The 23,949-nt window shown below is 66.7% G+C and carries 21 protein-coding genes; 14 read left to right on the top strand and 7 right to left on the bottom strand.

Going from position 1 to position 23,949, the window contains the following annotated elements; translation table 11 throughout:
- Nucleotides 1-6: 6 nt before the first annotated feature.
- From ATF69_RS16435 to mtgA, 3 genes are all read left to right on the top strand, one after another.
- On the top strand, nt 7-867 hold the full coding sequence (locus tag ATF69_RS16435) for an energy transducer TonB (RefSeq protein WP_146871648.1): 861 nt from the start codon (nt 7-9) through the stop codon (nt 865-867).
- 126 nt (nt 868-993) lie between these two features.
- Complete coding sequence (gene aroE, locus ATF69_RS16430; protein WP_146871647.1) at nt 994-1,848, top strand: shikimate dehydrogenase; 855 nt, start codon at nt 994-996, stop codon at nt 1,846-1,848.
- A 17-nt stretch (nt 1,849-1,865) separates the two neighbouring features.
- Nucleotides 1,866-2,600 (top strand): monofunctional biosynthetic peptidoglycan transglycosylase, encoded by a 735-nt coding sequence (gene mtgA / locus ATF69_RS16425; protein WP_056066393.1) that lies wholly within the window; start codon nt 1,866-1,868, stop codon nt 2,598-2,600.
- Nucleotides 2,601-2,618: 18 nt separating this feature from the next.
- Here the strand turns inward: mtgA and ATF69_RS16420 are convergent, their stop codons facing one another.
- Nucleotides 2,619-4,043, bottom strand: coding sequence for a cytochrome P450 (locus ATF69_RS16420; RefSeq protein WP_244303747.1), 1,425 nt, complete (start codon nt 4,041-4,043; stop codon nt 2,619-2,621).
- A gap of 76 nt (nt 4,044-4,119) precedes the next feature.
- Between ATF69_RS16420 and ATF69_RS16415 the strand changes: the two genes are divergently transcribed.
- From ATF69_RS16415 to ruvC, 4 genes are read left to right on the top strand one after another with little or no spacing between them, the layout of a single operon-like run.
- Nucleotides 4,120-5,031 carry an AraC family transcriptional regulator gene (locus ATF69_RS16415; RefSeq protein ID WP_244303746.1) on the top strand — a complete coding sequence of 304 codons (912 nt, stop codon included), beginning with the start codon at nt 4,120-4,122 and terminating at the stop codon, nt 5,029-5,031.
- A 54-nt stretch (nt 5,032-5,085) separates the two neighbouring features.
- The gene (locus ATF69_RS16410; protein WP_146871645.1) at nt 5,086-5,847 is read left to right on the top strand and encodes a lysophospholipid acyltransferase family protein; all 762 of its coding nucleotides are present in this window, start codon (nt 5,086-5,088) and stop codon (nt 5,845-5,847) included.
- A gap of 60 nt (nt 5,848-5,907) precedes the next feature.
- Nucleotides 5,908-6,900, top strand: coding sequence for a phosphatidate cytidylyltransferase (locus ATF69_RS16405; RefSeq protein WP_056066583.1), 993 nt, complete (start codon nt 5,908-5,910; stop codon nt 6,898-6,900).
- 58 nt (nt 6,901-6,958) lie between these two features.
- Nucleotides 6,959-7,507, top strand: coding sequence for a crossover junction endodeoxyribonuclease RuvC (ruvC, locus tag ATF69_RS16400; protein ID WP_056066401.1), 549 nt, complete (start codon nt 6,959-6,961; stop codon nt 7,505-7,507).
- 86 nt (nt 7,508-7,593) lie between these two features.
- Here ruvC and ATF69_RS16395 read toward each other — a convergent pair whose 3' ends face one another.
- Complete coding sequence (locus ATF69_RS16395; protein ID WP_056066410.1) at nt 7,594-8,346, bottom strand: M48 family metallopeptidase; 753 nt, start codon at nt 8,344-8,346, stop codon at nt 7,594-7,596.
- A gap of 327 nt (nt 8,347-8,673) precedes the next feature.
- A complete protein-coding gene (locus ATF69_RS16390) occupies nt 8,674-9,159 on the bottom strand; it encodes a CZB domain-containing protein (protein ID WP_015015652.1) in 486 nt (161 codons plus the stop codon).
- 204 nt (nt 9,160-9,363) lie between these two features.
- On the opposite strand from ATF69_RS16390, the gene ATF69_RS16385 reads away from it, so the two are divergent.
- Entirely contained in the window at nt 9,364-10,392 is a 1,029-nt protein-coding gene (locus ATF69_RS16385) for an LLM class flavin-dependent oxidoreductase (protein ID WP_146871644.1), read from the top strand.
- A gap of 45 nt (nt 10,393-10,437) precedes the next feature.
- Here ATF69_RS16385 and ATF69_RS16380 read toward each other — a convergent pair whose 3' ends face one another.
- Complete coding sequence (locus tag ATF69_RS16380) at nt 10,438-11,187, bottom strand: SDR family NAD(P)-dependent oxidoreductase (RefSeq protein WP_056066587.1); 750 nt, start codon at nt 11,185-11,187, stop codon at nt 10,438-10,440.
- A gap of 241 nt (nt 11,188-11,428) precedes the next feature.
- On the opposite strand from ATF69_RS16380, the gene gspF reads away from it, so the two are divergent.
- The 3 genes from gspF (at nt 11,429) to ATF69_RS16365 (ending at nt 14,202) form a co-directional block, all read left to right on the top strand.
- On the top strand, nt 11,429-12,661 hold the full coding sequence (gspF, locus tag ATF69_RS16375; RefSeq protein ID WP_146871643.1) for a type II secretion system inner membrane protein GspF: 1,233 nt from the start codon (nt 11,429-11,431) through the stop codon (nt 12,659-12,661).
- A gap of 4 nt (nt 12,662-12,665) precedes the next feature.
- Entirely contained in the window at nt 12,666-13,592 is a 927-nt protein-coding gene (locus ATF69_RS16370) for a 5'-nucleotidase (protein ID WP_056746929.1), read from the top strand.
- A gap of 202 nt (nt 13,593-13,794) precedes the next feature.
- Complete coding sequence (locus ATF69_RS16365; RefSeq protein ID WP_056066421.1) at nt 13,795-14,202, top strand: EF-hand domain-containing protein; 408 nt, start codon at nt 13,795-13,797, stop codon at nt 14,200-14,202.
- 286 nt (nt 14,203-14,488) lie between these two features.
- On the opposite strand, the gene ATF69_RS16360 is transcribed toward ATF69_RS16365, so the two are convergent.
- From ATF69_RS16360 to ATF69_RS16350, 3 genes are all read right to left on the bottom strand, one after another.
- Nucleotides 14,489-14,920, bottom strand: coding sequence for a hypothetical protein (locus ATF69_RS16360; protein WP_056746930.1), 432 nt, complete (start codon nt 14,918-14,920; stop codon nt 14,489-14,491).
- 485 nt (nt 14,921-15,405) lie between these two features.
- Nucleotides 15,406-15,903 (bottom strand): cyanophycin metabolism-associated DUF1854 family protein, encoded by a 498-nt coding sequence (locus ATF69_RS16355; protein ID WP_056746931.1) that lies wholly within the window; start codon nt 15,901-15,903, stop codon nt 15,406-15,408.
- Nucleotides 15,904-15,924: 21 nt separating this feature from the next.
- Complete coding sequence (locus ATF69_RS16350) at nt 15,925-18,231, bottom strand: cyanophycin metabolism-associated ABC transporter (protein WP_056746932.1); 2,307 nt, start codon at nt 18,229-18,231, stop codon at nt 15,925-15,927.
- Between the two features lie 237 nt (nt 18,232-18,468).
- Here ATF69_RS16350 and ATF69_RS16345 point away from each other — a divergent pair, with 237 nt between their 5' ends.
- The 3 genes from ATF69_RS16345 (at nt 18,469) to ATF69_RS16335 (ending at nt 23,848) form a co-directional block, all read left to right on the top strand.
- Nucleotides 18,469-20,676, top strand: a complete 2,208-nt coding sequence (locus tag ATF69_RS16345; protein ID WP_056746933.1) for a cyanophycin synthetase — start codon at nt 18,469-18,471, stop codon at nt 20,674-20,676.
- 98 nt (nt 20,677-20,774) lie between these two features.
- The gene (gene cphA / locus ATF69_RS16340) at nt 20,775-23,354 is read left to right on the top strand and encodes a cyanophycin synthetase (protein WP_146871642.1); all 2,580 of its coding nucleotides are present in this window, start codon (nt 20,775-20,777) and stop codon (nt 23,352-23,354) included.
- Nucleotides 23,351-23,848: a CreA family protein gene (locus tag ATF69_RS16335; RefSeq protein WP_146871641.1), complete on the top strand. Its 498-nt coding sequence runs from the start codon at nt 23,351-23,353 to the stop codon at nt 23,846-23,848. The genes cphA and ATF69_RS16335 overlap by 4 nt, the downstream gene beginning before the upstream one ends.
- Nucleotides 23,849-23,949 lie beyond the last annotated feature (101 nt).

The raw sequence follows: 23,949 nt of genomic DNA, 5'->3' as shown, positions 1-23,949 counted from the left end.
CCGGCGATGAAACTCCCTGCCTTCCTCCGCACCTTCAGCACGCTGCAGCTGGCGCTGGGCGTGTCCATCGCCGTACACGCTGCACTCATCTCCGTGCGCTTCATTGACCCCGAGGGCTTCAACCGGGTGTTCCAGGACACGCCGCTCGAAGTCATCCTGGTCAACGCCAAGTCGAACGAGCGGCCCGACAAGGCCCAGGCGATTGCCCAGGCCAACCTGGCAGGTGGTGGCGATGCAGAGAAGGGCCGGGCCACCAGCCCCTTGCCCTATTCGGCCCTGACCACCATCGGTGACGACTACGAAGAAGCCCAGCGCAAGATGGACGCGATGCAGGAGCAGCAGGCCCAGCTGCTGGCCCAGTTGCGCAAGCAGCTGGCCACCATGCCCGCGCCCGATCTGCGCCAGGCCAGCCAGAGCGGAGAACAGGCCAGCGAGCAGGAAAAGCGCCGCCAGCTGGTCAAGCTGCTGGCCGAGATAGAAAAACGCATCAACGAAGAAAACTCGCGCCCCAAGAAGCGCTACATCAGCCCCGCCACCCGCGAGGAAGCCTACGCCGTGTACTACGACGCGCTGCGCCGCAAGGTCGAGGACAAGGGCACCGAAAACTTCCCGGAGCAGGGCGGGCGCAAGCTGTACGGCGAGCTGACGATGATCGTCACCGTCAACCACGACGGCCGCGTGCTAGGCACGGAGATCGTGCAGGGCTCAGGCAACGGCACGCTGGACCGCCGCGCCGAAGCCATTGCCCGCGCCGCAGGGCCGTTTGGCGCCTTTGATGCCGAGATGCGCAAGAAGGCCGACCAGATCGCCATGGTGGCGCGCTTCAAGTTCACCCGCGACCAGACCCTGGAAACCGTTGTGAAGTAACTGCCCGGCGGGTGCGCAGCGAGGCCCTTCTCGCCGGCCGCCAAGGCCTCCACGCCCACCTGCCCGCCCCACAGAACACACCGCACGGCCGCCCGTACCGCCAGCCCCACGCCGCCCTAGCCACCCATGACATCCCCCGCCTCCCCTGCCGACCTGTACTGCGTGATGGGCAACCCGGTCGCCCACAGCCGCTCGCCTGCCATCCACGCCCGTTTTGCCGAGCTGACCGGTGAACACATTGCCTACGAACGCCGCCTGGTGCCCATGGACGGGTTTGCCCAAGGCGTGCGCGCGTTCGCGGCAGAGGGCGGGCGCGGCTGTAACGTCACCGTGCCCTTCAAGACCGACGCACCGGGCCTGGCGACCGAGTGCAGCGAACGCGTGCGGCTGGCGGGCGCAGCCAACACGCTCACCTTTCGCGCCGACGGCAGCATCTACGCCGACAACACCGACGGCCTGGGCCTGGTGGCAGACATCACGCACAACGCAGGGCTGTCGCTGGCCGGGCGCGACGTACTGCTGGTGGGTGCCGGTGGCGCAGCCGCTGGTGTGCTGGGCCCGCTGCTGCTGGCAGGCGCCCGCCACATCACCGTGGCCAACCGCACCCTGGCCAAGGCGCAAGCGCTGGTGCAGTCGCACAGCGCACTGGCAGCGCTACAAAAAGCAGAGCTGTCAGCACAAAATCCACTAGCGCTAGCGGCCAATTTCGATGTGATCATCAACGCCACGGCCAGCAGCCTCTCTGGCGGCGGTGTGCCGGTCCCCGCCAGCGTGCTGCGCCCGGGCGCTCTGGCCTACGACATGATGTACGGCCCCGCAGCGCAAGGCTTCATCGACTGGGCGCGCCAGCACGGTGCGGAGCCCCGTGACGGCCTGGGCATGCTGGTGGAACAGGCCGCTGAAGCCTTCTCGCTGTGGCGCGGTGTGCGCCCGCCTTCGGCCCAGGTGCTGCGCGAAATGCAGCAATCCATTGCGGCCTGAGCCCCGAGGACGCCCCGATGAAAGCCGTGCTGCGCTGGCTGGGACTGCTGGTGATCGCCTTCGTGGCGTTGCAGCTGTTCTTCGTGCTGCGCATTGCCGCCATGGTGGCGATCAACCCCCAATCCACCACCTTCCAGCGCTCTGAAGCCTGGACGCTGCTGGCCAGCAAAGGCCACGTGCCCTGGCGCCAGCAATGGGTGCCGTACGCGGACATCTCCGACCACCTCAAGCGCGCCGTCATCGCCTCGGAAGACGATGGTTTTGTGAACCACGATGGCGTGGACTGGAACGCCATCGAAAAAGCCTGGGAGCGCAACGCCAAGGCCGAAGCCCTGGCCAGCAAGGCGCAGGCCCGTGCCCCCGAGCGCCCGGTGCGTGCGCCCAAGATCCGGGGTGGCTCCACCATCACCCAGCAGCTGGCCAAGAACCTGCTGCTGTCGGGCGAACGCACGCTGCTGCGCAAGGGGCAGGAGTTCGTGCTCACGCTGGCGCTGGAGCAGTTGCTCTCCAAGCAGCGCATCCTGGAGATCTACCTCAACAACGTGGAATGGGGCGAAGGCGTGTTCGGCGCCGAGGCGGCCGCGCAGCACTACTTCCGCAAGAGCGCCAGCCGCCTGGGCACCGCCGAAGCCGCACGCCTGGCCGTGATGCTGCCTGCGCCCAAGCGCTTTGAGAAAACGCCGGGGTCGGCGTATCTGGCGGGGCGCACGCGCACGATCCTGGGGCGCATGGGCGGCGCGGAGTTGCCCTGAAGCCGGCTGTCGGCAGCGTCACCCACGCCGCTGCAGCCACAGCGCAGATGCCCCCTCCGGCCGCAGTGTCACTTGAAACCGGGGCGCTCCCACGGCGCCCCCCACCGGCAGCCGCACGGTGTAGCGCTGCAGCAGCATCGCCGCCAGCAGCGTCATCTCCAGCATCGCAAAGTGCTGGCCAATGCACACGCGCGGCCCCAGGCCGAGCGGAATCCACGCTCCCCGAGGAATCGACGGAGCGCCATCCAGAAACCGCTCAGGCACAAAACGGTCCGGCTCGGCAAACCAGCGCGCATCGCGGTGCAGCACCCAGGGGGTGATGCGCAGCATGGCGCCCTGGGGCACCTGCACGCCGCCCAGCGTGATGGGCGCGGTGGTGCGGCGGCTCATCAGCGCGGCAATCGGAGGGTACAGGCGCAGCGCCTCTTTGAGCGTGGCGCCCAGCCAGGGCAGTTGGGCCAGATGCTCGGGGCCGGGGGTGCCGCCCTGCAGCACGGCATCAATCTCGGCCTGGGCACGCTGCGCGGCCTCGGGATGCTGGGCCATGAGCAGGGTCCACCACAGCAGCGTGGTGGCGCTGGTTTCGTGCCCGGCCTGGAAGCTGACGATGCACTGGTCAAACACCTCCTGTGCCGACAAGGCCTCGCCGGTTTGCTCGTCGCGCAGGGCCAGCAGCATGTGCAGCAGGTCTGAGCGCTCCGGGGCGCCGGGCGCGGCCACCTCGGCCTGGCGGGCATGGATGTGGCGCCACACCAGCCCTTTCAACGACCGGATCGCGCGCCGCTTGGCCGCCTTGCCCGGCAGGGGCAGCCAGTCGGGCAAAGTGAAGGGCATGAACATCTCCTGGTAGGCCGTGGCCCCCAGTGTCTGTGTGGCCCAGGCGGCCTCGCGCGCATCGGCCTGCGCCGAGGTGCTGAACAGCGTGCGCAGGATCACATCCATGGCCACGTCCGTCCACAGCACATCCACGGCCACCTGGGCGCCGGGCTGGCCCGGGGGCACGGCAGCGTCGAGCGCGCTGCGGGCGGCATCGGTCATCAGTTGTGCGTAGCCTGCCACCCGCTTGGGAGTGAAGGCGGGCATCAGCATTCGGCGCTGGCGCTGCCAGGTGTCGCCTTCGGTCACCAGCACGCTCTGGCCAAACACTTCTTCGAACACCGCAATGCCACGCTCCCAGCGGATGAGCTGGTCGGCATGGGTGACGAGTGCCTCGCGCACGAGGTCGGGGTGCATCAGGTCCCACGCATCTTCATACCCTAAGCGCATGCGGGTGAGGTCGCCATGCTCACGCTGCAGTTGGGTGACAAAGCCCAGGTAGTCGGCCCGCATGGCGCGCAGCAGCGGCAGGCCCCACCAACGGGTTCGCGGGCCGCGTGGCGTTGCAGGCGTGGGGGGAAGAGTGGGAGAAGTAACAGAGGACGTGGTGACTGTGGGCGAGTTCATGCCCCACATGCTGCAGCGCAGCGACGAGTCGGTATTGAACGATTGCGACAGCACCCGTCGCCTACACTCGCGCCCCATGGCAAGCTTGGCCCCCCTTTCCCACCGGCACCCTGCCGGGTTGATCCCCTCGGGGGAACTGTGGCTGCCGCGCGCCAGCCTCACGGCCTGCCTGCGTGCCGCCATGGCGCGCAGCACGGTGGGCCATGCGCTCAGCGATGCGCAGCGCATCAACCGGTTCCCCGCATCCCCCTTGTGCAGCCTGAGCTGGTGGTTTGAAGGCCGCAGCGAGGCCCTGGTGGCCGAGCGCCCCGACACCATGCCCACGGAACACAGCCCGCGCGAGGCCTACCCCGGCCGCTGGGTGCTGGCAGGCCCGCAGACGCGCCCCACTTCCAGCTACTGCGCGGGGCCCACGCACGCCATGATGGTGATGTTCATGCCCGACGCGCTGCACCAGCTCACCGGCGTAGACCCCGGCGCCCTGACCGACCGCATGGTAGACGCGCAATCGCTGCTGTCACCCGACTGGGTGGCGCTGTGCGAGGTGGTGCAGAACCTGCCCGACAACGCGGCCCGCCTGCAGCACCTGGAGGACTTCCTGGAGCCCCGCTGGCAAGCCTGCCGCCCCGCCCAGGCATTGCCCACACAGCGGTACGGCGACTGGGCCGCGCACCTGGCGCAGCGCGCCGCCCTGTCGGCCCCCGGCCGCAGCCTGCGCCAGCTGGAGCGGCGCATCAAGCGCTGGGCCGGGCTGCCCCTGCGCGAGCTGCGCGGCTTTGGCAAGGCCGAGCAGGCGTTCTTCGACACCATCGCGGCCGATGCATCCCAAGGCAGCGTCAAATGGGCGGATGTCGCAGCGGGCGCCGGGTTCTCGGACCAGTCGCACCTGTGCCGCGTCACGCGCCGCATCACGGGCTATGCACCGCAGGCGCTGTATGACGGCATCTATGGGGACGAAGCTTTCTGGGCCTATCGCATCTGGGTGTAGCGCTGCCCAGGTCCTTGCCTGGCATGCAGGCCCGGCGCCCGTATCATCCCCGCCATGCTTGCCAAGTTGATGAGTTTCCTTCTGCTGGGGATCGTGCGGTTTCTCACCGGCTCCCAGGCCCGCTGGTATGGCTGCCCGCCCAAGGCCGAGCAGCGTATCTACTTTGCCAACCACCAGAGCCATGCCGACATGGTGCTGATCTGGGCGGCGCTGCCCGAAGAGCTGCGCAGCATCACGCGGCCCATCGCTGCCAAGGATTACTGGACGAAGACGCCGTTCCGGCAGTGGATCACCACCGCCGTGTTCAACGCCGTGTATGTGGACCGCCAGGCCACGCCCGCGCGGCCGGTTGCGCTGGTGGCGGCCGAGCCCACTGGGGCACCAGCCACACAGAGCGATGCAGACACGGCCGCCGCAGGTGGCCCAGACCCATCGCCCGAAGCCCCGCCGCGCGCGCCAACCCCCGAGGAGTTGCGTTCCGCCCTGCCAGAGTCCGACCCGCTGGCCCCGCTGGTGCGCGCGCTCGAGAGCGGCGACTCCATCGTGATCTTCCCGGAAGGCACGCGCGGCCATGGCGACGAGCCCCAGTCGTTCAAATCCGGCCTGTTCAAGCTGGCACAGATGTTTCCGCAGGTGGTGCTGGTGCCCGCATGGATCAACAATGTGCAGCGCGTGATGCCCAAGGGCGAGGTAGTGCCGGTGCCCATCCTGTGTTCGGTGACCTTTGGCGCGCCCATCCAGCTCGAAGCGGGTGAAGAGCGCCGCCCGTTCCTCGACCGCGCGCGCCGCGCCGTCATCGCACTGCGGGAAGTCTGAACATGACCCGCGCGAAGCCCCTGACCTTGCCGAACGCTGCGCCCTGGAGCGCGCGCTGACATGAACCAATTCCTGCGCAACCTCACCGCCACCCAGCAGATCGGGGCCTTGTTCCTGGTCGTGTTCGGCATCCTGTCCATCGTCACCGTGTGGGCCTTTGTGCGCAATCTGCGCGAGCACGCCAGCGACGACCCCGAAGCCGAAGCCCGGGCCCTGGAAGCCAAGCGCTTCTGGGGACTGCTCAAGACCTCCTGGGTCATGGCCACGGTGTTCTGGATCGGCTGGGTACTGGGCGAAACGGTGGCCACGGTGCTGTTTGCCATCGTGGGCTTTTTTGCGCTGCGCGAGTTCATCACCCTGTCGCCAACGCGCCGGGGCGACCACCGCAGCCTGGTGCTGGCGTTCTTCGTGGTGCTGCCCTTGCAGTTCTGGCTGGTGGGCAGCAAGCACTTTGACCTGTTCACCGTGTTCATCCCGGTGTACGTGTTTCTGGCGCTGCCCGTGGTGAGCGCACTGGCCAACGACCCCCAGCGGTTTCTGGAGCGCAATGCCAAGCTGCAGTGGGGCATCATGGTCTGCGTGTACGGCATGAGCCACGTGCCTGCGCTGCTGCTGCTCGACTTCCCGGGCTACCGCGACAAGGGCGCGTTTCTGGTGTTCTTTCTGGTGTTTGTGGTGCAGACCTGCATGCTGGTGCAGCACCTGCTCGGGCGGCGCTTTCCGCACAAACCGGTGGCGCCGCAAGTGAGCCAGAGCTTTCAGTGGACCAGCTGGCTGGCTGGCGTGGCCGCCGGGGGCCTGGCAGGCGGTCTGCTGACCTTCATCACCCCCTTCAAACCCGGCCAGGCGCTGGGCATGGCGCTGCTGGCCTGCGTGGCGGGCAGCCTGGGGCACCTGGTGATGAAAGCACTCAAACGCGACCGCGGCATCACCAGCTGGGGCATGCAGGGCATGTCCGTCACCGGTGCCGGTGGCCTGCTCGACCGGGTGGATGCGCTGTGTTTTGCAGCGCCCGTGTTCTTCCATTCGGCACGCTGGTACTTCGGTTTGTAGAAGAATCGGCCGATAGCGCTAGTTCCCATTGCCCCAATAGCTATAAAAACGAGAGCAAATGCGCATCCTTGGTATTGACCCCGGCCTGCAGACCACCGGCTTCGGCGTGGTGGACATGGACGGCCACAAGCTCAGCTACGTGGCCAGCGGCACCATCCGCACCACCACCCTCGCGCTGGGCGACCTGCCCGGGCGCCTGAAGATCCTGTTCGACGGCATCACCGAGGTCGCAGCCCGCTACCAGCCCGATGTGGCCTCGGTCGAGATCGTGTTCGTCAACGTCAATCCCCAGTCCACACTGCTGCTGGGTCAGGCGCGGGGCGCCGCCATCACCGCCCTGGTGGCCAGCAATCTGCCCGTGGCCGAATACACCGCGCTGCAGATGAAAAAAGCCGTGGTCGGCCACGGCCGCGCCGCCAAAAGCCAGGTGCAGGAAATGGTACGGCGGCTGTTGCAGCTGCCAGGCCTGCCGGGCACGGACGCAGCCGACGGCCTGGGCATGGCCATCACCCATGCACACGCCGGATCCGCCATGGGCCGCCTGGGTGAAGCCGCCACGCTGAATCGGCGGCAGCATGCGATGTACAAGGATGGGCGGAGTTATTGAACCCGCCTGGGCGCCACACCAGACAAAAAAATACCGCGCCCAAAGGCGCGGTACAGCCCCACCAGGGTCTTAACCAGAACGAGACGTCAGGCCAACTGCGTCTTCATCCGCTCCGCCCGCTCCTTCGGCGAGGGGTGGGTGGACAGAAAGTTGCTCGAATCCCCGCCCGACATCGCGGCCAGCTTTTCCAGTGCGCTCACGCAGGCGCCAGGCTGGTAGCGCTTGGCTTTCATGAAGCCCATCGCGTAATCGTCGGCCTCGCGTTCGTTGCTTTGGGAGTGCTGGGCGCGCACCACTTTTTCAAACAGATCGCCCAGTTGCGAGTCGGCGATGGCGCCGGCGCGGCTGTTACTGGACGAGACGGCATTGCGCAGGGCGCTGGTGCGCAGGGCCGCCTGGATGCGGGCCTTGCTGTGGCCCTTTTTGACGTGGCCGATTTCGTGGCCGATGACGTAGCGCACTTCGTCATCGGTGAACTTGTCCATCAGGCCCGAGTACACACGGATGGTGCCGTTGGCCATGGCAAAGGCATTGATGTCTGGGGTGAGGTAGACCTTGAAGTTCATCTTCAGGCCGTCATACGTGCCCAAGCCCGCCGTGAGTTTGTTCAGGCGCGTGGCGTAGGGGTTGCCGGCGGGGGCAATGCGGTTTTGGCGGTCGCTTTCAGCGGCCATCTGGTCAAAGGCAGCCTTGACCTCGTCGTCGGTCAGCGACTCGGATTTGGCCAGGTCCTTGCCCGCGTCGAGCATCTTGCCCAGGTCAAACTGTGCCCAGACGGGCGATACGGCACTCACGCCGGATGCCAGGGTCACAAGCGTCAGTAGTTGGCGGCGGTCCATCGAATTCCCTCTCTCTTCTTTATCGTTGCTTTAGGTATGAATGTTTTATTGAGCAACCTTGTGCAAGCAAAGGTTCTCAAGTGCGCCGAAATATAGCGACGCCACCTCCTGATTCCGGCCGTGGGTCCTGTCTGCAGATGTAAGAGCTGTGTGCCGATGCTCGGTGCGGTCAGTGCGCCAAAGAGTCGTTCACGTGCGCTCTAAAAAAGGTATCGCTGGCGACACCTCCACCTTCGCGCGGCGCGACGCGCGCAGCGGCAGAGGATTGCGGCTTCAGAAGGCCGAACGGCTTGGCAAAAAGAATACCCCCACCCGGGGTGGTGCGGCTCAGCGCCCCAGCCCGCGCTTGAGCTCCTTGAGCAGCAGCAGCACCTGGTTGGATGCGTGTCGGCAACTGCCGTTGAGCAGCTGCGCTGCCTTAGGCTGGTCGCCCGACTGGAAAGCTGTCACCACGTCGGCCGCCTGCTGGTGAAAGTATTTGTGCCGCGCCACCAGCATGTCGAACGCGGGGTAATGCCCCAGGCGCACCCGGCCCGTGCCGTAGAGCCATCGGCCGAGGTCACAGCGGTCGTCCTGGCAGATGCGTTCGGGCCGCATGACTTCGTCGGAGCGCCCGTTGACCATGTCTTGCAGCTGCAGGCGCCAGCGCTCGTGGCTGGCAATGGCGGCGTCGATGTCGATCTCGGTCATCAGCGTGGCCGCGTACTCGGCATCCAGCACCAGTTCACTGCCGTTGTCTTCCATGGCCCAGGTGGTCTCGGGGCTGGTGGGGTCCTGCTCCCGGATCTTGAACAAGCGGCTGAAAAAACCCATGCGTCATCCCTTTTGCGCGACTGGCCCGCGCAGCGCGAAATGGCAGCCGGCGCGGAAATGTCTTGAAACATTCTGTGGCGCCTCCGCAGTTTTGGCTACCAAAAAATGGCCCGTTCGTAAAAATGTGCGTGGGCAACCCTGCTGCCACTGCCAGCTCTGCGCCCACCGCCTGCACAAAAGCAACGGCAGCCGGACAATGGGCGCATGACTTCCACTCCCCGCCGCCCTGCCCTTTCCATGCTTGATCTGGTGGCCGTCCGCGAAGGCGGCACCGTGGCCGATGCGCTGCAGATTGCGCTGCGCACCGCCCAGCATGCCGAAAAACTGGGCTTTGCCCGCTACTGGCTGGCCGAGCACCACAACATGGCGGGCATTGCCAGCTCCGCCACCGCCGTGCTGGTAGGCCACATTGCCGGTGGCACCTCGCGCATCCGCGTCGGGTCGGGCGGCGTGATGCTGCCCAACCATGCCCCGCTGGTGGTGGCCGAGGCCTTTGGCACGCTGGCCGAGTTGTACCCCGGCCGCATTGACCTGGGCCTGGGCCGCGCGCCGGGCACCGACCCCACCACCATGCGAGCACTGCGCCGCAGCCGGGTGGAAACCGAAGAAGACTTTCCGCGCGACGTGGCCGAGTTGCAGCGCCTGCTGGCCCCTGCCGAGCCCGGCCAGCGCCTGATTGCCATGCCGGGTGCGGGCACCAATGTGCCGATCTGGCTGCTGGGCTCCAGCCTGTTTTCGGCCCAGCTGGCAGCCGAGCGCGGTTTGCCATATGCGTTCGCCTCACACTTTGCGCCGCGCCTGCTGCACCAGGCCATCGACCTGTACCGCAATCTGTACCGGCCGTCTGCCGCCTGGCCCAAGCCCTATGTGGCCATTGGCGTGCCGCTGATCGCGGCCCCGACGGACGAAGAGGCCGACTACCTGGCCAGCAGCACCTACCAGCGCGTGCTCGGCATCTTGACGGGTGACCGCCGCCGTCTGCTGCCGCCCATCGAGAACTATGCTGCGCGCCTGCAACCCCAAGAGCGTGCAGCGATTGGCGACTTTTTGGCTGCGGCCGTGATTGGCGGGCCGGACACGGTGCGTGCAGGGCTGGCCCGCCTGAGCGAAGCCACTGGCGCCGACGAGCTGATGCTGGTGAGCGATGTGTACGACCCTGCGCTGCGTCTGCGCTCGCTGGACATTGCCGCCAAGGCCCACGCAACACTGGGCCAGGCCGCCGTCGCAGCCTGAGCACCTGGGCAGCCGGGGGGGGCGCCTGGGCGCCGCTCTTGTTCTTCAGCGCGCCAGGTAACCGCCATCCACGGGGTAGTACGCCCCGGTCACAAACGACGCCTTGCTGGACGCGAGCCAGGTCACCAGCTCGGCCACCTCCTCGGGCTGTCCCAGACGGCCGATGGGGTGGGCGCCAACCAGCATGGCGTTGATGCCGGCGTCCTGCTCCAACCCGCTGATCATGGGCGTGTGGATGAAAGCAGGGCCCACGGCATTGACGCGCACGCCGTGCGCGCTGTATTCGATGGCCGCAGCCTTGGTCAGCCCCACCACCCCGTGCTTGGCCGCCGTGTAGGCGGGCGCCGTGGCAAAGCCCACCGAACCCAGGATAGACGCCATGTTGATGATGGCGCCGCCACCGTTCTTCAGCATTGCGGCGATCTGGTACTTCATGCCGTAGAACACGCCCGACAGGTTGATGTTGATGACCTGCGCCCAGCCGTCCAGCGGGTAGTCGGCCGTAGGCGCCTGCGGGCCACCGATGCCCGCGTTGTTGCAGGCCACGTCCAGGCGGCCGTAGTGGGCGACGGTGCGCTGCACCAGCGCCTCGCAGTCCTCGGGCTTGCCCACGTCGGCCGCCACAAAGATCGCATCGCCCCCGGCTGCGCGCACCAGCGCGGCGGTTTCCTCGCCCGCCTGCACATTCACATCCGACACCACCACCTTGGCACCTTCACGCGCCCACACCAGCGCAATCGCGCGGCCGATGCCCGACGATGCGCCCGTTACCAATGCCACCTTGTTTTTCAGCATGAAAGACCCCTTGTTCGTTCCAAACGCCTGCAACCCGATGCCACAGATCAACTTTCATTCTGCGCGTGCCATGCGTCAGCGCCTTGACCTGTGTCATGCCCCGGGTAAGGGAGTCGAGTGGAAGCCCCCGGCCTTGGGTAGCGGCTACCATCAGGGTCTGCCAAGCCTGCGGCGGACATCCGTCCGTTGCGGGACTGCCTGATTTCCACGCTGACGCCCCACCACCCACGCCCGCATTTGCATGCCTGCTTTTTCCTTTGAAGCCCTGGACGCCCAGGGCCAGACCCGCAAAGGCCTCCTGGAGGCTGACACCGCCAAGGCCGCACGCAGCCTGCTGCGGGCCCAGGCGCTGGTGCCGCTGGCGGTGGAGCTGGTGCAGACGGGCCAGTCGCTGGACGGCCGGTCCGCCAGCCTGGGCCAGCGCCTGTTCACCCGGCCGGTGTTCAGCGCGACGGGGCTGGCCATCTGGACACGGCAGATCGCCGGGCTGGTGTCGTCCGGCCTGCCTCTGGAACGTGCACTCACCGCGCTGTCCGAAGAAGCCGACGATGAACGCCAGCGCCACCTGGTCGCCGCCCTGCGCGCCGAGGTCAATGCGGGCGCCACCTTTGCCCGCGCACTTTCGCAGCACCCGCGCGAGTTCTCTGACATCTACTGCGCCGTGATCGGTGCGGGCGAGCACAGCGGCAACCTGGGCCTGGTGCTGGAGCGCCTGGCAGACGACCTGGAAGAGCGCCAGGCGCTCAAGGCCAAGCTGGTGGGCGCTGCGCTGTACCCGGCCATCGTGACCCTGGTGGCCATCGTGATCGTGTTGTTCCTGGTGGGCTATGTGGTGCCGCAGGTGGCCAGCGTGTTTGCAGGCACCAAGCGGGCGTTGCCGTTCCTGACAGTGGCCATGCTGGGCCTGAGCGCCTTTGTGCGCAGCTATGGCTGGGTGATGTTGATTGCTTTTATTTTGATAGCACTTGGGACAAGATGGGCGCTCACCATCGGCCATATTCGCGAGAAATTTGATGCCGCCTGGCTCAATCTGCCCCTGGTGGGCAAACTGGCCCGCGGCTACAACGCAGCACGGTTTGCCGGCACGCTGGCCATGCTGGCAGGCGCCGGGGTGCCGATCCTGAAGGCCTTGCAGGCGGCTGCTGAAACGCTGAACAACCGCGCGCTGCGGGCCGACGCGCTCGACGCCCTGGTGCTGGTGCGCGAGGGAGCTCCGCTGGCCTCGGCCTTGGCCCAAAAGAAACGCTTTCCGGGCCTACTGTCGATGTTTGCACGCCTGGGCGAACAGACCGGACAACTGCCCGTGATGCTGCAGCGCGCGGCCCGCCAGCTCTCGGCAGAGGTCCAGCGCCGCGCCATGGCCCTGGCTACGATCCTGGAGCCGCTGCTCATCGTGGGCATGGGCCTGATCGTGATGCTGATCGTGCTGGCCGTGTTGCTGCCGATCATCCAGCTCAACCAGTTTGTAAAGTGACCTTATGGCCGTGACGCTCGACGACAAGCTGGTAGTCGCCATCTCCTCGCGCGCGCTGTTCAATTTTGAGGAAGAGAACCGCGTCTTCGAAAAGGACAACGACCGCGCCTACGTGGACATGCAGCGCCAGCGGCTCGACGTACCTGCTGCGCCGGGCGTGGCGTTTTCACTGGTGCGCAAGCTGCTCGCGTTCAATACCTCCGAGCACCAGCGCGTGGAGGTGGTGCTGCTGTCGCGCAATGACCCGGTGAGCGGCATGCGCGTGTTCCGCTCGTGCCATGCCCATGGGCTGCCCACCATCCAGCGCGGTGTGTTCACGCAAGGGCGCGACCCGTTTCGCTACCTGCGGCCGCTGGGTGCACACCTTTTCCTGTCCGCCAACGAGGCCGACGTGCGCGAGGCCTTGCACCTGGGCTACCCCGCCGCGCGGGTGGTGACGGAGTCGGTGCAGGCGGGCGACTCCAACCCCAACGAAGTGCGGATTGCCTTTGACGGCGACGCCGTGTTGTTCTCCGATGAGGCCGAGCGCGTGTACCAGGCGGAGGGGCTGGCCGCCTTCCAGCAGCACGAGACCGACAAGGCCGCACAGCCCCTGCCCGACGGCCCGTTCAAACCCCTGCTGGCCGCCTTGCACCGCCTGCAGTCTGCGGGCGAGGCCGGTGGCACCGGCATGCGCATCCGCACCGCGCTCGTCACCGCCCGCAGCGCCCCCGCGCACGAGCGCGCCATCCGCACCCTGATGGACTGGAACATTGCGGTGGACGAAGCCATGTTCCTGGGCGGCCTGCCCAAGGGCGAATTTCTGCGCGAGTTCGAGCCCGATTTCTTCTTTGACGACCAGACCGGCCACGTCACCTCGGCAGCGCGCCACGTGCCTGCGGGCCATGTGAACAGCGGCATCTCGAATCCGGTGCGGGTCGCAGGGAACTGACCCGCAGGAGCCTCGGCTGCAGGCTGGCGCGCTGTGCCACCCTGCACCCAGCCCTTGGGAAAAGTTCTGCAAAGACTTGCAACGCCCGGTGAAAGCCTGCAAAGCCCCGGTTGCAAACCACCGCCATCGCCCCCCATGTGCCACCATGGCCGTTGAGACTTCGAAGGAGAACACTTTGCGCATTCGCACATCCCTGGCGTCCATGGGGTTGCAAAGGCCGGTCCTGGCGACGGTGGCCCTGTTGGCAGCCTGTGCAGCACTGGCACAAACGCCCCCACCAGCACCGGCCCCTCCAGCGGAGACACACGCCGCCACAGAGCCCGCAGCGGCAGTGAGCCCGGGCGAGCTGAAGGCACAACGTGAATTCAAGATGCTGGACTTCAACGGAGACGGCAAGCTCAGCCGCTCTGAGGTAAAGCTGTTCCCGCGCCTGGCGGCAGCCTTTGACGAGGCCGACACGGATGGCGATGGCTTTGTGTCGTATGCCGAAGTCCGTGCCTTCGCCGCCAAGTACCGCGCCGAGCGTGATCGCCAGCGAGCAGCGGCACAAGCGGCTGCGACGTCGGCGGCACCGGCTGCGCCGCCCCCTGCGCCAGAGACCCGCCCGTGAGGAGCGCTGGTTGCACTTTGCCAAGCGGCAAAGCCCAAAAAATCAGTCCAATCGACTTGGAGCGCTAGTGCAATATGCGCCAAAAGCTATCCATTTGATAGCAAAAAATACCTGACGCATCGCGGCAGTACCCACAGCTTCCGTGCGCACGGCACTGTGCACCCACGAATGCAGCGCCTGTACGTCACAGTTTGCCGCTGCGCAGTGGCTTCGCTGCACTGCACCGGGCTCGCCACCGCACGCAATGGGCCGCCTTCAGGGCAGGCAACCCGGCAGCACCAGCTGCTCAGGCGCCACCGGTGCGCTTGACCTTGGGGTCGGTGTAGGTCAGCGGCTCGTTCTTGGCCTGCTGGGCCAGGCGCTCCTGCAAGGTCATCTTGTTGACGTCCTGCGCGACCTCTACCGCGCTGCCGCTGGCGCGCCACATCGACTGGATGAACTCCAGCAGCTGCTTGTAGATCGGCTCTTTGGGAGGCTCCGGCGGCTCTTCGACGGTGTCTTTCTTTTTTACCGCCGTCCAGTCCCGGTTGGGCGCCTCGGGCGCCGAGGGTTTGTCCGGCTCGCGCACGATCGCCCCCTCACCCATCCGGTCCATGGACTCGACAGGGTTGGGAGCGTTGATGGGACGCACCGGAGGCGCACCCGAGGCGCCAGTGGAATACAAATCAGCGCCCTGAGGACGCCAGGACGGCGATCGATCGACAGGTGGCATTTGCATGACATTGGCCCGTAGTTGAACAAAAGGTACAGAGGGTCTCTCGGCCTCTTCGTACATTCATTACGGCAAAAAGAAGGGTGAATTTAGGTCTTTTTCACCGATTGAACGAAATTTAGGGTTTTCCCTAGCAAAAAGCCAGCTTTTCGGGACGGTTCAGCATCAGGCAGGGACCATGAAGGTGCCAAACAGTGCCCCGAATGGGCCGAATCGGCCGAACAGCGCGCTGGGCGCACGCCGAATGTCGCAACAGCACCACGCCGTCAGAAGGCCGGGCGCCCGCAGGCCATCACCCGCTGCAGGGGAACAGGCAGAGAAGTAAGCGGCTCGGGCCGTGCGCAAGGAATGCGCAAGAGGGGGGCTCCGCCGGCCCCACATTCCCGACAGAGCATGTTGACGGTCTTGCAGAGGAGCGCAGACAGGCTCCTACGGCTGGCGGGACAAGGTCCGAGCCCAGGACGGAGCCGGCTTGACTCCGCCTTACAAGGTCAAAGAAAGCGTTCGAGCAAGCGGCGCGAATGCTTGTCCAGCGCCGTGGTGTCCTTCACACGGAACTGCAAGCCGTCGCCCCCGGCAATCAGCAGCCGGGTGCGCCCGCCCAGGCGGCGGATGTCTTCTTCGGCCTTGAGCACCAGGCGGGCAGGCCCCCGGTCGGTCTCCACATCCCAGGTGCTAGGGGTCGAGAAACTAGAAACGGCGAGGATTTTCTGGATAGTGGGCACAAACTCGCGCACCTCCAGCTCTTCATCAATGAGCTGCCGGGCGGCGCCCGTCACGGCCTCCAGCCGGGGAACCCACAGCAGCTCATGACCGTCGGCGCCCACCAGGGACAACCCCTCGCCCGGCGCGGCGATGGGAAAAGCACGCACGGGAGTCACGCCCTCATGGGCCGTGCCATCGGCCAGGGTCAGGACGAGGCGGCCGTGCGGGTTGCGCGTGAGCTGGAAGGCAGGGGTGGACGACGATGGGGTCAGGGAAGCATTCATGGCAGGGTCGCTCACAGCGTCTCAGGGGTTGCCGGCGGGGTGGGCCGGGTGCAGCAGGCTGCTGTCGATGATCACGCCCGCCGCCTGCGCATCTTCTTCGGCACGGCGGGCCTGGGCTTCGTACAGCCGCCAGTAGGCGCCCTGCTTTTCCATCAATTCATCGTGCGGGCCCACTTCCACCACCTCGCCGCGGTCCATGACCACCAGGCGGTCGGCCTTGCGCAGGGTGGACAGGCGGTGGGCAATGGCGATCGTCGTACGGCCTTGCACCAGGTTATCGAGCGCCTTCTGGATTTCCTTTTCGGTCTCGGTGTCCACCGCCGAGGTGGCCTCGTCCAGGATCAGGATGCGTGGGTCGATCAGCAGCGCGCGCGCAATGCTGATGCGCTGGCGCTCGCCGCCCGACAGGCCCTGGCCGCGCTCGCCCACCAGCGAGTCGTAGCCGTGCGGCAGGCGCAGGATGAATTCATGCGCATGGGCAGCGCGGGCGGCGGCCACGATTTCCTCGCGCGTCGCTTCGGGCTTGCCGTAGGCGATGTTCTCCGCGATGGTGCCGAAGAACAAAAAGGGCTCTTGCAGCACCAGGCCGATGTGGCGGCGGTAGTCGGCCACCGCAAAGCGGCGGATGTCGATGCCATCGACCTGGATGGACCCGTCGCTCACGTCGTAGAAGCGGCTGATCAGGTTGACCAGCGTGCTCTTGCCCGATCCGCTGTGGCCCACCAGGCCAATCATCTCGCCGGGGCGGATGTCCAGATCCAGCCCCTTGATGACCGCGCGGCTGCCGTAACGGAAGCCCACACCCTGCATGCTGATGGCGCCTTGCACCTTGTCCACCTTGACGGGTTGGGCAGGGTCGGGCACGTTGCTCACATGGTCCAGGATGTCGAAGATGCGCTTGGCGCCTGCAGCGGCCTTCTGGGTGACCGAAACGATGCGGCTCATCGAATCCAGCCTCCCGTAAAACCGCCCGATGTAGGCGATGAAGGCGGTGAGCACACCCACCGTGATCTGGTTGCGCGACACCAGCCAGATGCCGAACGCCCAGACCACCAGCAGCCCGATTTCGGTCAGCAGCGACACCGTGGGGGTGAACAGGCTCCAGGTCTTGTTGAGCTTGTCGTTCACCTCCAGGTTGTGCTGGTTGGCATCGCGAAAGCGCTGGGCCTCGCGCTTTTCCTGGGCGAAGGCCTTGACCACGCGGATGCCGGGGATGGTGTCGGCCAGCACATTGGTCACCTCGGACCACACACGGTCGATCTTTTCAAACCCGGTGCGCAGGCGGTCGCGCACGGTATGGATCATCCAGCCAATGAAGGGCAGCGGCACCAGCGTGACCAACGCGAGCCACGGGTTGATGGAGAACAGGATCGCCGCCGTCATCACGATCATCAGCACATCGGTGATGAAGTCGAGCGCGTGCAGCGACAGGAACACGTTGATGCGGTCGGTCTCCGACCCGATGCGCGCCATCAGGTCGCCGGTGCGCTTGCCCCCAAAGTAGTCGAGCGACAGGCGCAGCAGGTGTTCGTACGTGGTGGTGCGCAGGTCGGCACCGATGCGCTCGGACACCAGCGCCAGGATGTAGGTGCGCGCCCAGGACAGGCCCCAGGCGGCCAGCGCCGACAGCAGCAGGCCGCTCAGGTACAGCAGCACCAGGCCAGGTTCGATCTGTTTGCCGTTCTGGAACGGAATCAGGATGTCATCCATCAGCGGGATGGTGAGGTAGGGCGGCACCAGGGTCGCTGCCGTGGACGCCAGCGTCAGCGCAAAACCGGCCGCCAGCTGTTTGCGATAGGGCCGCGCAAAACGCCACAGGCGCAGCAGCACCCAGGTGGAGGTCTGGGGTGGCTGGGCACGGGCGCAAGCTGGGCACTCCTCGGTGTCGGGCGGCAGCGGCGTATGGCAGGTGGGGCAAGCGGGCTCGTCGGCTTCGTCCTCGGCACCGCTGTCGCCCCGGGCGCTTTGCTGCTCAAAACGTTGCACCAGGCGCAGCGCCTGCGCATGGTGCGCCAGGGTAAAGCGCCACTGGGCCAGGCGCTCGTGGGGGTTGTGCAGCTCGAGCGAGCCCACTCCACCATGGTCATGCAGCTTGAGCGTCAGCCCTTCACCCAGGGGCCAGCTGCGCCAGGTCGTGGTGCCCGGCTCGCAGGCCAGCAGCCGTTCGGAGGTCACCACCACCCACCCCGCCGCAAAGCGCAGTGTGGCGCTCAGGTCAACCGGCAAAGCCGCCAACACGTTCTCTTTGGAAGCGAGCATGGCCCGCAAATCGGCCCCCACAGGGCCAGAAAAGACACCCGAGGCGTCCACAGAATGGTGATGTTGCATTTTTGGTTGGGTTTTCCGCCACCGGCTGCCTGCGGTGGCCGCTCTCGCGAAAGCAAGAATTCTCACCGATACTGCACGCCACGGTGCGACGGCATCCTCCTGTAACGTCTGTGGCGGCCTTTTGGCTGACACTGCGCACAGGCCCTGGACTGGCGCACAATCATCGTCCACAAAATTCCCTTTCGTCCCTCTACCGCACAGCCCTTACCAAGGCCGGAACCACAACCGCTGCAATCCATGGCGAAACTCAACGACATCCAACTGCTTCGCATCAACTACCTGCGGGGCCCCAATATCTGGACCTACCGGCCGGTCCTGGAAGTCTGGCTGGACCTGGGCGAGCTGGAGGACTATCCCTCCAACACCATCCCCGGCTTCAATGACCGCCTCACGGCCTGGCTGCCAGCGCTGATCGAGCACCACTGCGGCGTGGGCGAGCGCGGCGGCTTCCTGCAGCGCCTGCAGGAAGGCACCTGGTGCGGCCATGTGCTGGAGCACATCGTGATCGAGCTGCTCAATCTGGCAGGCATGCCCACCGGCTTCGGCCAGACGCGCAGCACCAGCCAGCGCGGCGTGTACCGCATGGTGTTCCGCGCCCGCGACGAAAGCGTGGCCCGCGTGGCACTGGCCCAGGGCCATGCCCTGATCATGGCGGCCATCAACGACCAGCCTTTTGATGTGCAGGCCGCCGTGGCGCGCGTGCGCACCGAGGTGGACGACCAGTACCTCGGCCCCAGCACCGCCTGCATCGTCACCGCCGCCACCGACCGGGGCATTCCCCACATCCGCCTGAATGACGGCAACCTGGTGCAACTGGGCTATGGCGCCCGCCAGCGCCGCATCTGGACCGCCGAGACCGAGTACACCAGCGCGATTGCTGAAGGCATTGCCAGCGACAAGGATCTGACCAAGGGCCTGCTCAAGTCCTGCGGCGTGCCCATCCCCGAAGGCCAGGTCGTCAACAGCCCCGAGGAAGCCTGGGAGGCCGCGCAAGACATCGGCCTGCCCGTGGTGGTCAAACCCTCCGACGGCAACCACGGCCGGGGCGTGACGCTGGACCTGCGCAAGCAGGAAGACATCGAAGCGGCCTACCACGTGGCCTACCCCGAGGGCAGCGACGTGATGGTGGAGCGCTTCATCCCTGGCGACGAGCACCGCCTGCTGGTGGTGGGCGGCAAGGTGGTCGCCGCAGCACGTGGCGAGTTGGTCACCATCACCGGCAACGGCCGCTCCACCGTCAAGGAACTCATCGACACCCAGCTCAACTCCGACCCGCGCCGGGGTTACGAAGAAGAGTACCCGCTCGAAATCATCGACCTGGCCACCGACACCAAGGTGCAGCTCGAACTCAAGCGCCAGGACCTTGAAGCCGACTCGGTGCCCGCCGCTGGCCGCCAAGTGGTGGTGCAGCGCAATGGCAACGTGGCCGTGGACTGCACGGACGACGTGCACCCTGAAGTGGCGTACATCGCCCAGCTTGCCGCCAAGGTGGTGGGCCTGGACATCGCAGGCATCGACATGGTGGCCCGCGATATTTCCAAGCCCCTGCACACCCAGGGCGGCGCGATTGTCGAAGTCAACGCGGGCCCTGGCCTGCTCATGCACCTGAAACCCGCCGTGGGCGCGCCGCGCCCTGTGGGCCAGGCAATTGCCGAGCACCTGTTCCCCTCCGACGCCGATGACGAAGGTCAGGCCGGTCGCATTCCGCTGGTGGGCGTGGCCGGCACGCGCAGCACATCGACCATCTCGCGCGTGGTGGCCTGGCTGCTGCACCTGAGCGGGCACCACACCGGCCTGGCCTGCCGCGAAGGGCTGTTTCTGGATCGTCGCTGCGTGGAGGCCACCGACTGCGCCCACTGGGAAGCCGCCCACCGCCTGCTGATGAACAAGATGGTGCAGGCCGCCGTGATCGAAAGCGACGCCCGCACCATCCTGCGCGACGGCCTGGCGTATGACCGCTGCCAGGTGGGCGTGGTGACCGACATGGACGGCGTGGAAACGCTGGCCGAATTCGATGTGCACGAACAGGACCAGATGACCAAGGTGATGCGCACCCAGGTGGACGTGGTGCTGGCCGAAGGCGCTGCGGTGCTCAATGCCGCCATCGCCCAGGTGGCCGACCTGGCCCCCCTGTCCGACGGCGACGTGGTGCTGTATGCGCAGGACGGCACGCTGCCCGTCATCGCCGAACACCGCGCCAAGGACAATGGCCGCGCCGTCTTCGTGAAGAACGGCCGCGTGGTGCTGGCCACGGGCAGCGCCGAGCATGTGCTGGGCGCCCTGTCTGACCTGACCTTTGGCCGCAACGCCGTGGTGCCAAACACCGACGCCCTGCTGGCCGCCATCGGCACGGCCTGGGCGCTGGACATTGCCCCCGACCTGATCGGCGCAGGCATCAAGACCTTCGAGCCCGAACTGGTCCCCACCGCCGCCCTGCGGTCGTGATGGCCTCTCGTGCATTTGCCTTTGTTTGTTGTTTGACCCCACATCCCACGACCTGAACAGGGCCCCAGCGCTCTGATGGACCACTGAAAGAGACTTCCATGGATGTAACCCGCACCCGGGCCCTGCGCGGCCCCAACCTCTGGAGCCGCCACATGGCCATCGAGGCCGTGGTGACCTGCGCCGAGAACGAGCGCGCCGTGGGCCAGATGGCCGGATTCGAAGCCCGCCTGCGGGCCCTGTTCCCCGCCATCGGCGCACTGCACCCGGAAACCGGTGGCGGCGATGTGTCGCTGGCCCACGTGCTGCAGACCGCAGCACTGGCGTTGCAAGCGCAGGCCGGCTGCCCCGTGACCTTTGCGCGCACCACGGCCACCAGTGATGTCGGTGTGTACCAAGTGGTTGTCGAATACAGCGAAGAAGCCGTGGGCCGCAAGGCGTTTGAAGACGCACAGCAACTCATCCAGGCCGCGCTGGGCAACGGCAGCTTTGACGCCGAAAAGGCCGTCGCCGACCTGCGCGAGCTGGACGAAGACGAGCGCCTGGGCCCCAGCACGGGCTCCATCGTCGAGGCCGCCGTAGCCCGGGGCATCCCCTACCGCCGCCTCACGCGCGGCAGCCTGGTGCAGTTTGGCTGGGGTTCCAAGCAGCGCCGCATTCAGGCAGCCGAGGTCGATTCAACCAGCGCCGTGGCCGAATCCATCGGCCAGGACAAGGACCTGACCAAGCGCCTGCTGCACGCCGCTGGCGTGCCTGTCCCGCTGGGCAAGCCGGTGGAGACTGTGGACGAAGCCTGGGAGGTCGCCCTCAAGGTCGGCCTGCCCGTGGTGGTCAAGCCGCAAGACGGCAACCAGGGCAAGGGCGTCACCGTCAACATCACCGACCGCGCACAGCTTGAAGAAGCCTACAAGAACGCGGCCGACTACGGCACCGTGATGGTCGAGCGCTTCTTGCCCGGCCACGACTTTCGCCTGCTGGTGGTGGGCGACCAGCTGGTGGCCGCCGCCCGCCGCGAGCCGCCCCAGGTGCTGGGCGATGGCGAGCACACCGTGCGCCAGCTGGTGGACGTGGTCAACCAGGACCCCCGCCGTGGCGAAGGCCACGCCACCTCGCTCACCAAGATCCGCCTCGATGACATCGCCGTGGCCCGCTTGGCCATGCAGGGCCTGACGCCCGACTCGGTGCCCGAGAAAGGCCAGCGCGTCATCTTGCGCAACAACGCCAACCTGTCCACCGGCGGCACCGCCACCGATGTGACTGACGACGTGCACCCCGAGGTTGCGGCCCGCGCCGTGGCCGCCGCCCAGATGGTGGGCCTGCACATCTGCGGTGTGGACATGGTGGCCGAGACCGTGCTGCGCCCCCTTGAAGAACAAGGTGGCGGCTTTGTGGAAGTGAACGCCGCCCCCGGCCTGCGCATGCATCTGGCCCCCAGCTACGGCAAGCCCCGCAACGTGGGGGCTGCCATGGTGGACAAGCTGTTTGCCTACGGCGACGACGGCCGCATCCCCACCGTGGCCGTGACCGGCACCAACGGCAAAACCACCACCGCGCGCCTGATTGCGCACCTGTTCACCGCGCAGGGCTTGCGCGTGGGCATGACCAACACCGACGGCGTGTACGTGAACGGCCGCCAGATCGACAGCGGCGACTGCAGCGGCCCCAAGAGCGCCCGCAACGTGCTGCTGCATCCTGAGGTGGACGCCGCCGTGTTCGAGACCGCGCGGGGCGGCATCCTGCGCGAAGGCCTGGGCTTTGACCGCTGCCAGGTGGCCGTGGTCACCAACATCGGCGCGGGCGACCACCTGGGCCTGAACTACATCACCACGGTGGAAGACCTGGCGGTGCTCAAGCGCGTGATCGTGCAGAACGTGGCCCCCACGGGCTACGCCGTGCTCAACGCGGCCGACCCCATCGTGGCGGCCATGGCATCGTCCTGCCCCGGCAAGGTCATCTACTTTGCGAGCGACCGCCACCACCCCGTGATGGTCACGCACCGCGCCCAGGGCCACCGCACGGTGTATGTGGATGGCGACTCCATCGTGGCCTCTGAAGGCTCGTGGCGCGAGACCATCCACCTGCGCGACGTGCCCATCACGCGCAACGGCAAGATCGGTTTTCAGGTCGAGAACGTCATGGCCTCTGTGGCTGCCGCCTGGGGCGTGGGCATGCCCTGGCAGACCATCCGCCGCGGCCTGTCGGGCTTTGTGAACGACAGCGACAACGCCCCCGGCCGCTTCAACATCATGGACTACCGGGGTGCGACGGTGATCGCCGACTACGGCCACAACCCCGACGCCATGCGCGCCCTGGTGCAGGCCGTGGACGCCCTGCCCGGCAAGCGCCGCAGCGTGGTCATCAGCGGTGCGGGCGACCGGCGCGACGAAGACATCCGCGAGCAGACCGTGATCCTGGGCGCCGCGTTTGACGACGTGATCCTGTATCAGGACGCTGCCCAGCGCGGCCGCGCCGACGGCGAAGTGATGGCCCTGCTGCGCGAAGGCCTGGCCGGTGCGCCGCGCACCACGCATGTGGAAGAGATCCGTGGCGAGTTCATCGCCATTGACACCGCCCTGGAGCGCCTGCAACCCGGCGACCTGTGCCTGGTGCTGGTGGACCAGGTCGAAGAAGCGCTGGCCCACCTGGCCCAGCGCTGCACCGAAGGCGAGACCGCGGCATGACCGCTGCGCGCACGTTGGCAACCGCCGCCGTTGTGGCGCTTGCCGCCCTCGCGGGCGGCACAGTGCAGGCTGCATCGGGCGAAAAAATCGGCACCGTGGACACCGCGTTTCAGTGGATCGGCCGCGACCACGACATCATCGTCGAGGCCTATGACGACCCAGGCGTACGGGGCGTCACCTGCTACGTCTCGCGGGCACGCATTGGTGGTGTCAAGGGCACGCTGGGCCTGGCCGAGGACCGCGCCGAGGCCTCCATTGCCTGCCGCCAGGTCGGCCCCATCAGCATTCCCGAGCCACTAAAGAAACAGGAGGAAGTGTTCAGCGAGCGCATGTCCATCCTGTTCAAGCGGCTGCGCATCGTGCGCATGGTGGACCCGGCCCGCAACACGCTGGTGTATCTCACCTACTCCGACAAGCTCATCGACGGCTCGCCGCAGAACAGCGTGACTGCAGTGCCGGTGGACCGCGCCACCGCCATTCCGCTGCGCAAGTGACAGTAGCCCGGTGTGGCCGGGGCATCGCTCAGACATCAAAAAAGGGGCCACAGGCCCCTTTTTTGATCGTAGCTGCCAGTAGCGCTAGTGCAATATACCTG

Source organism: Acidovorax delafieldii, assembly GCF_007993815.1.
Lineage (GTDB): Bacteria > Pseudomonadota > Gammaproteobacteria > Burkholderiales > Burkholderiaceae_C > Acidovorax > Acidovorax delafieldii.
This window is presented reverse-complemented; position numbering and strand designations above follow the sequence as displayed.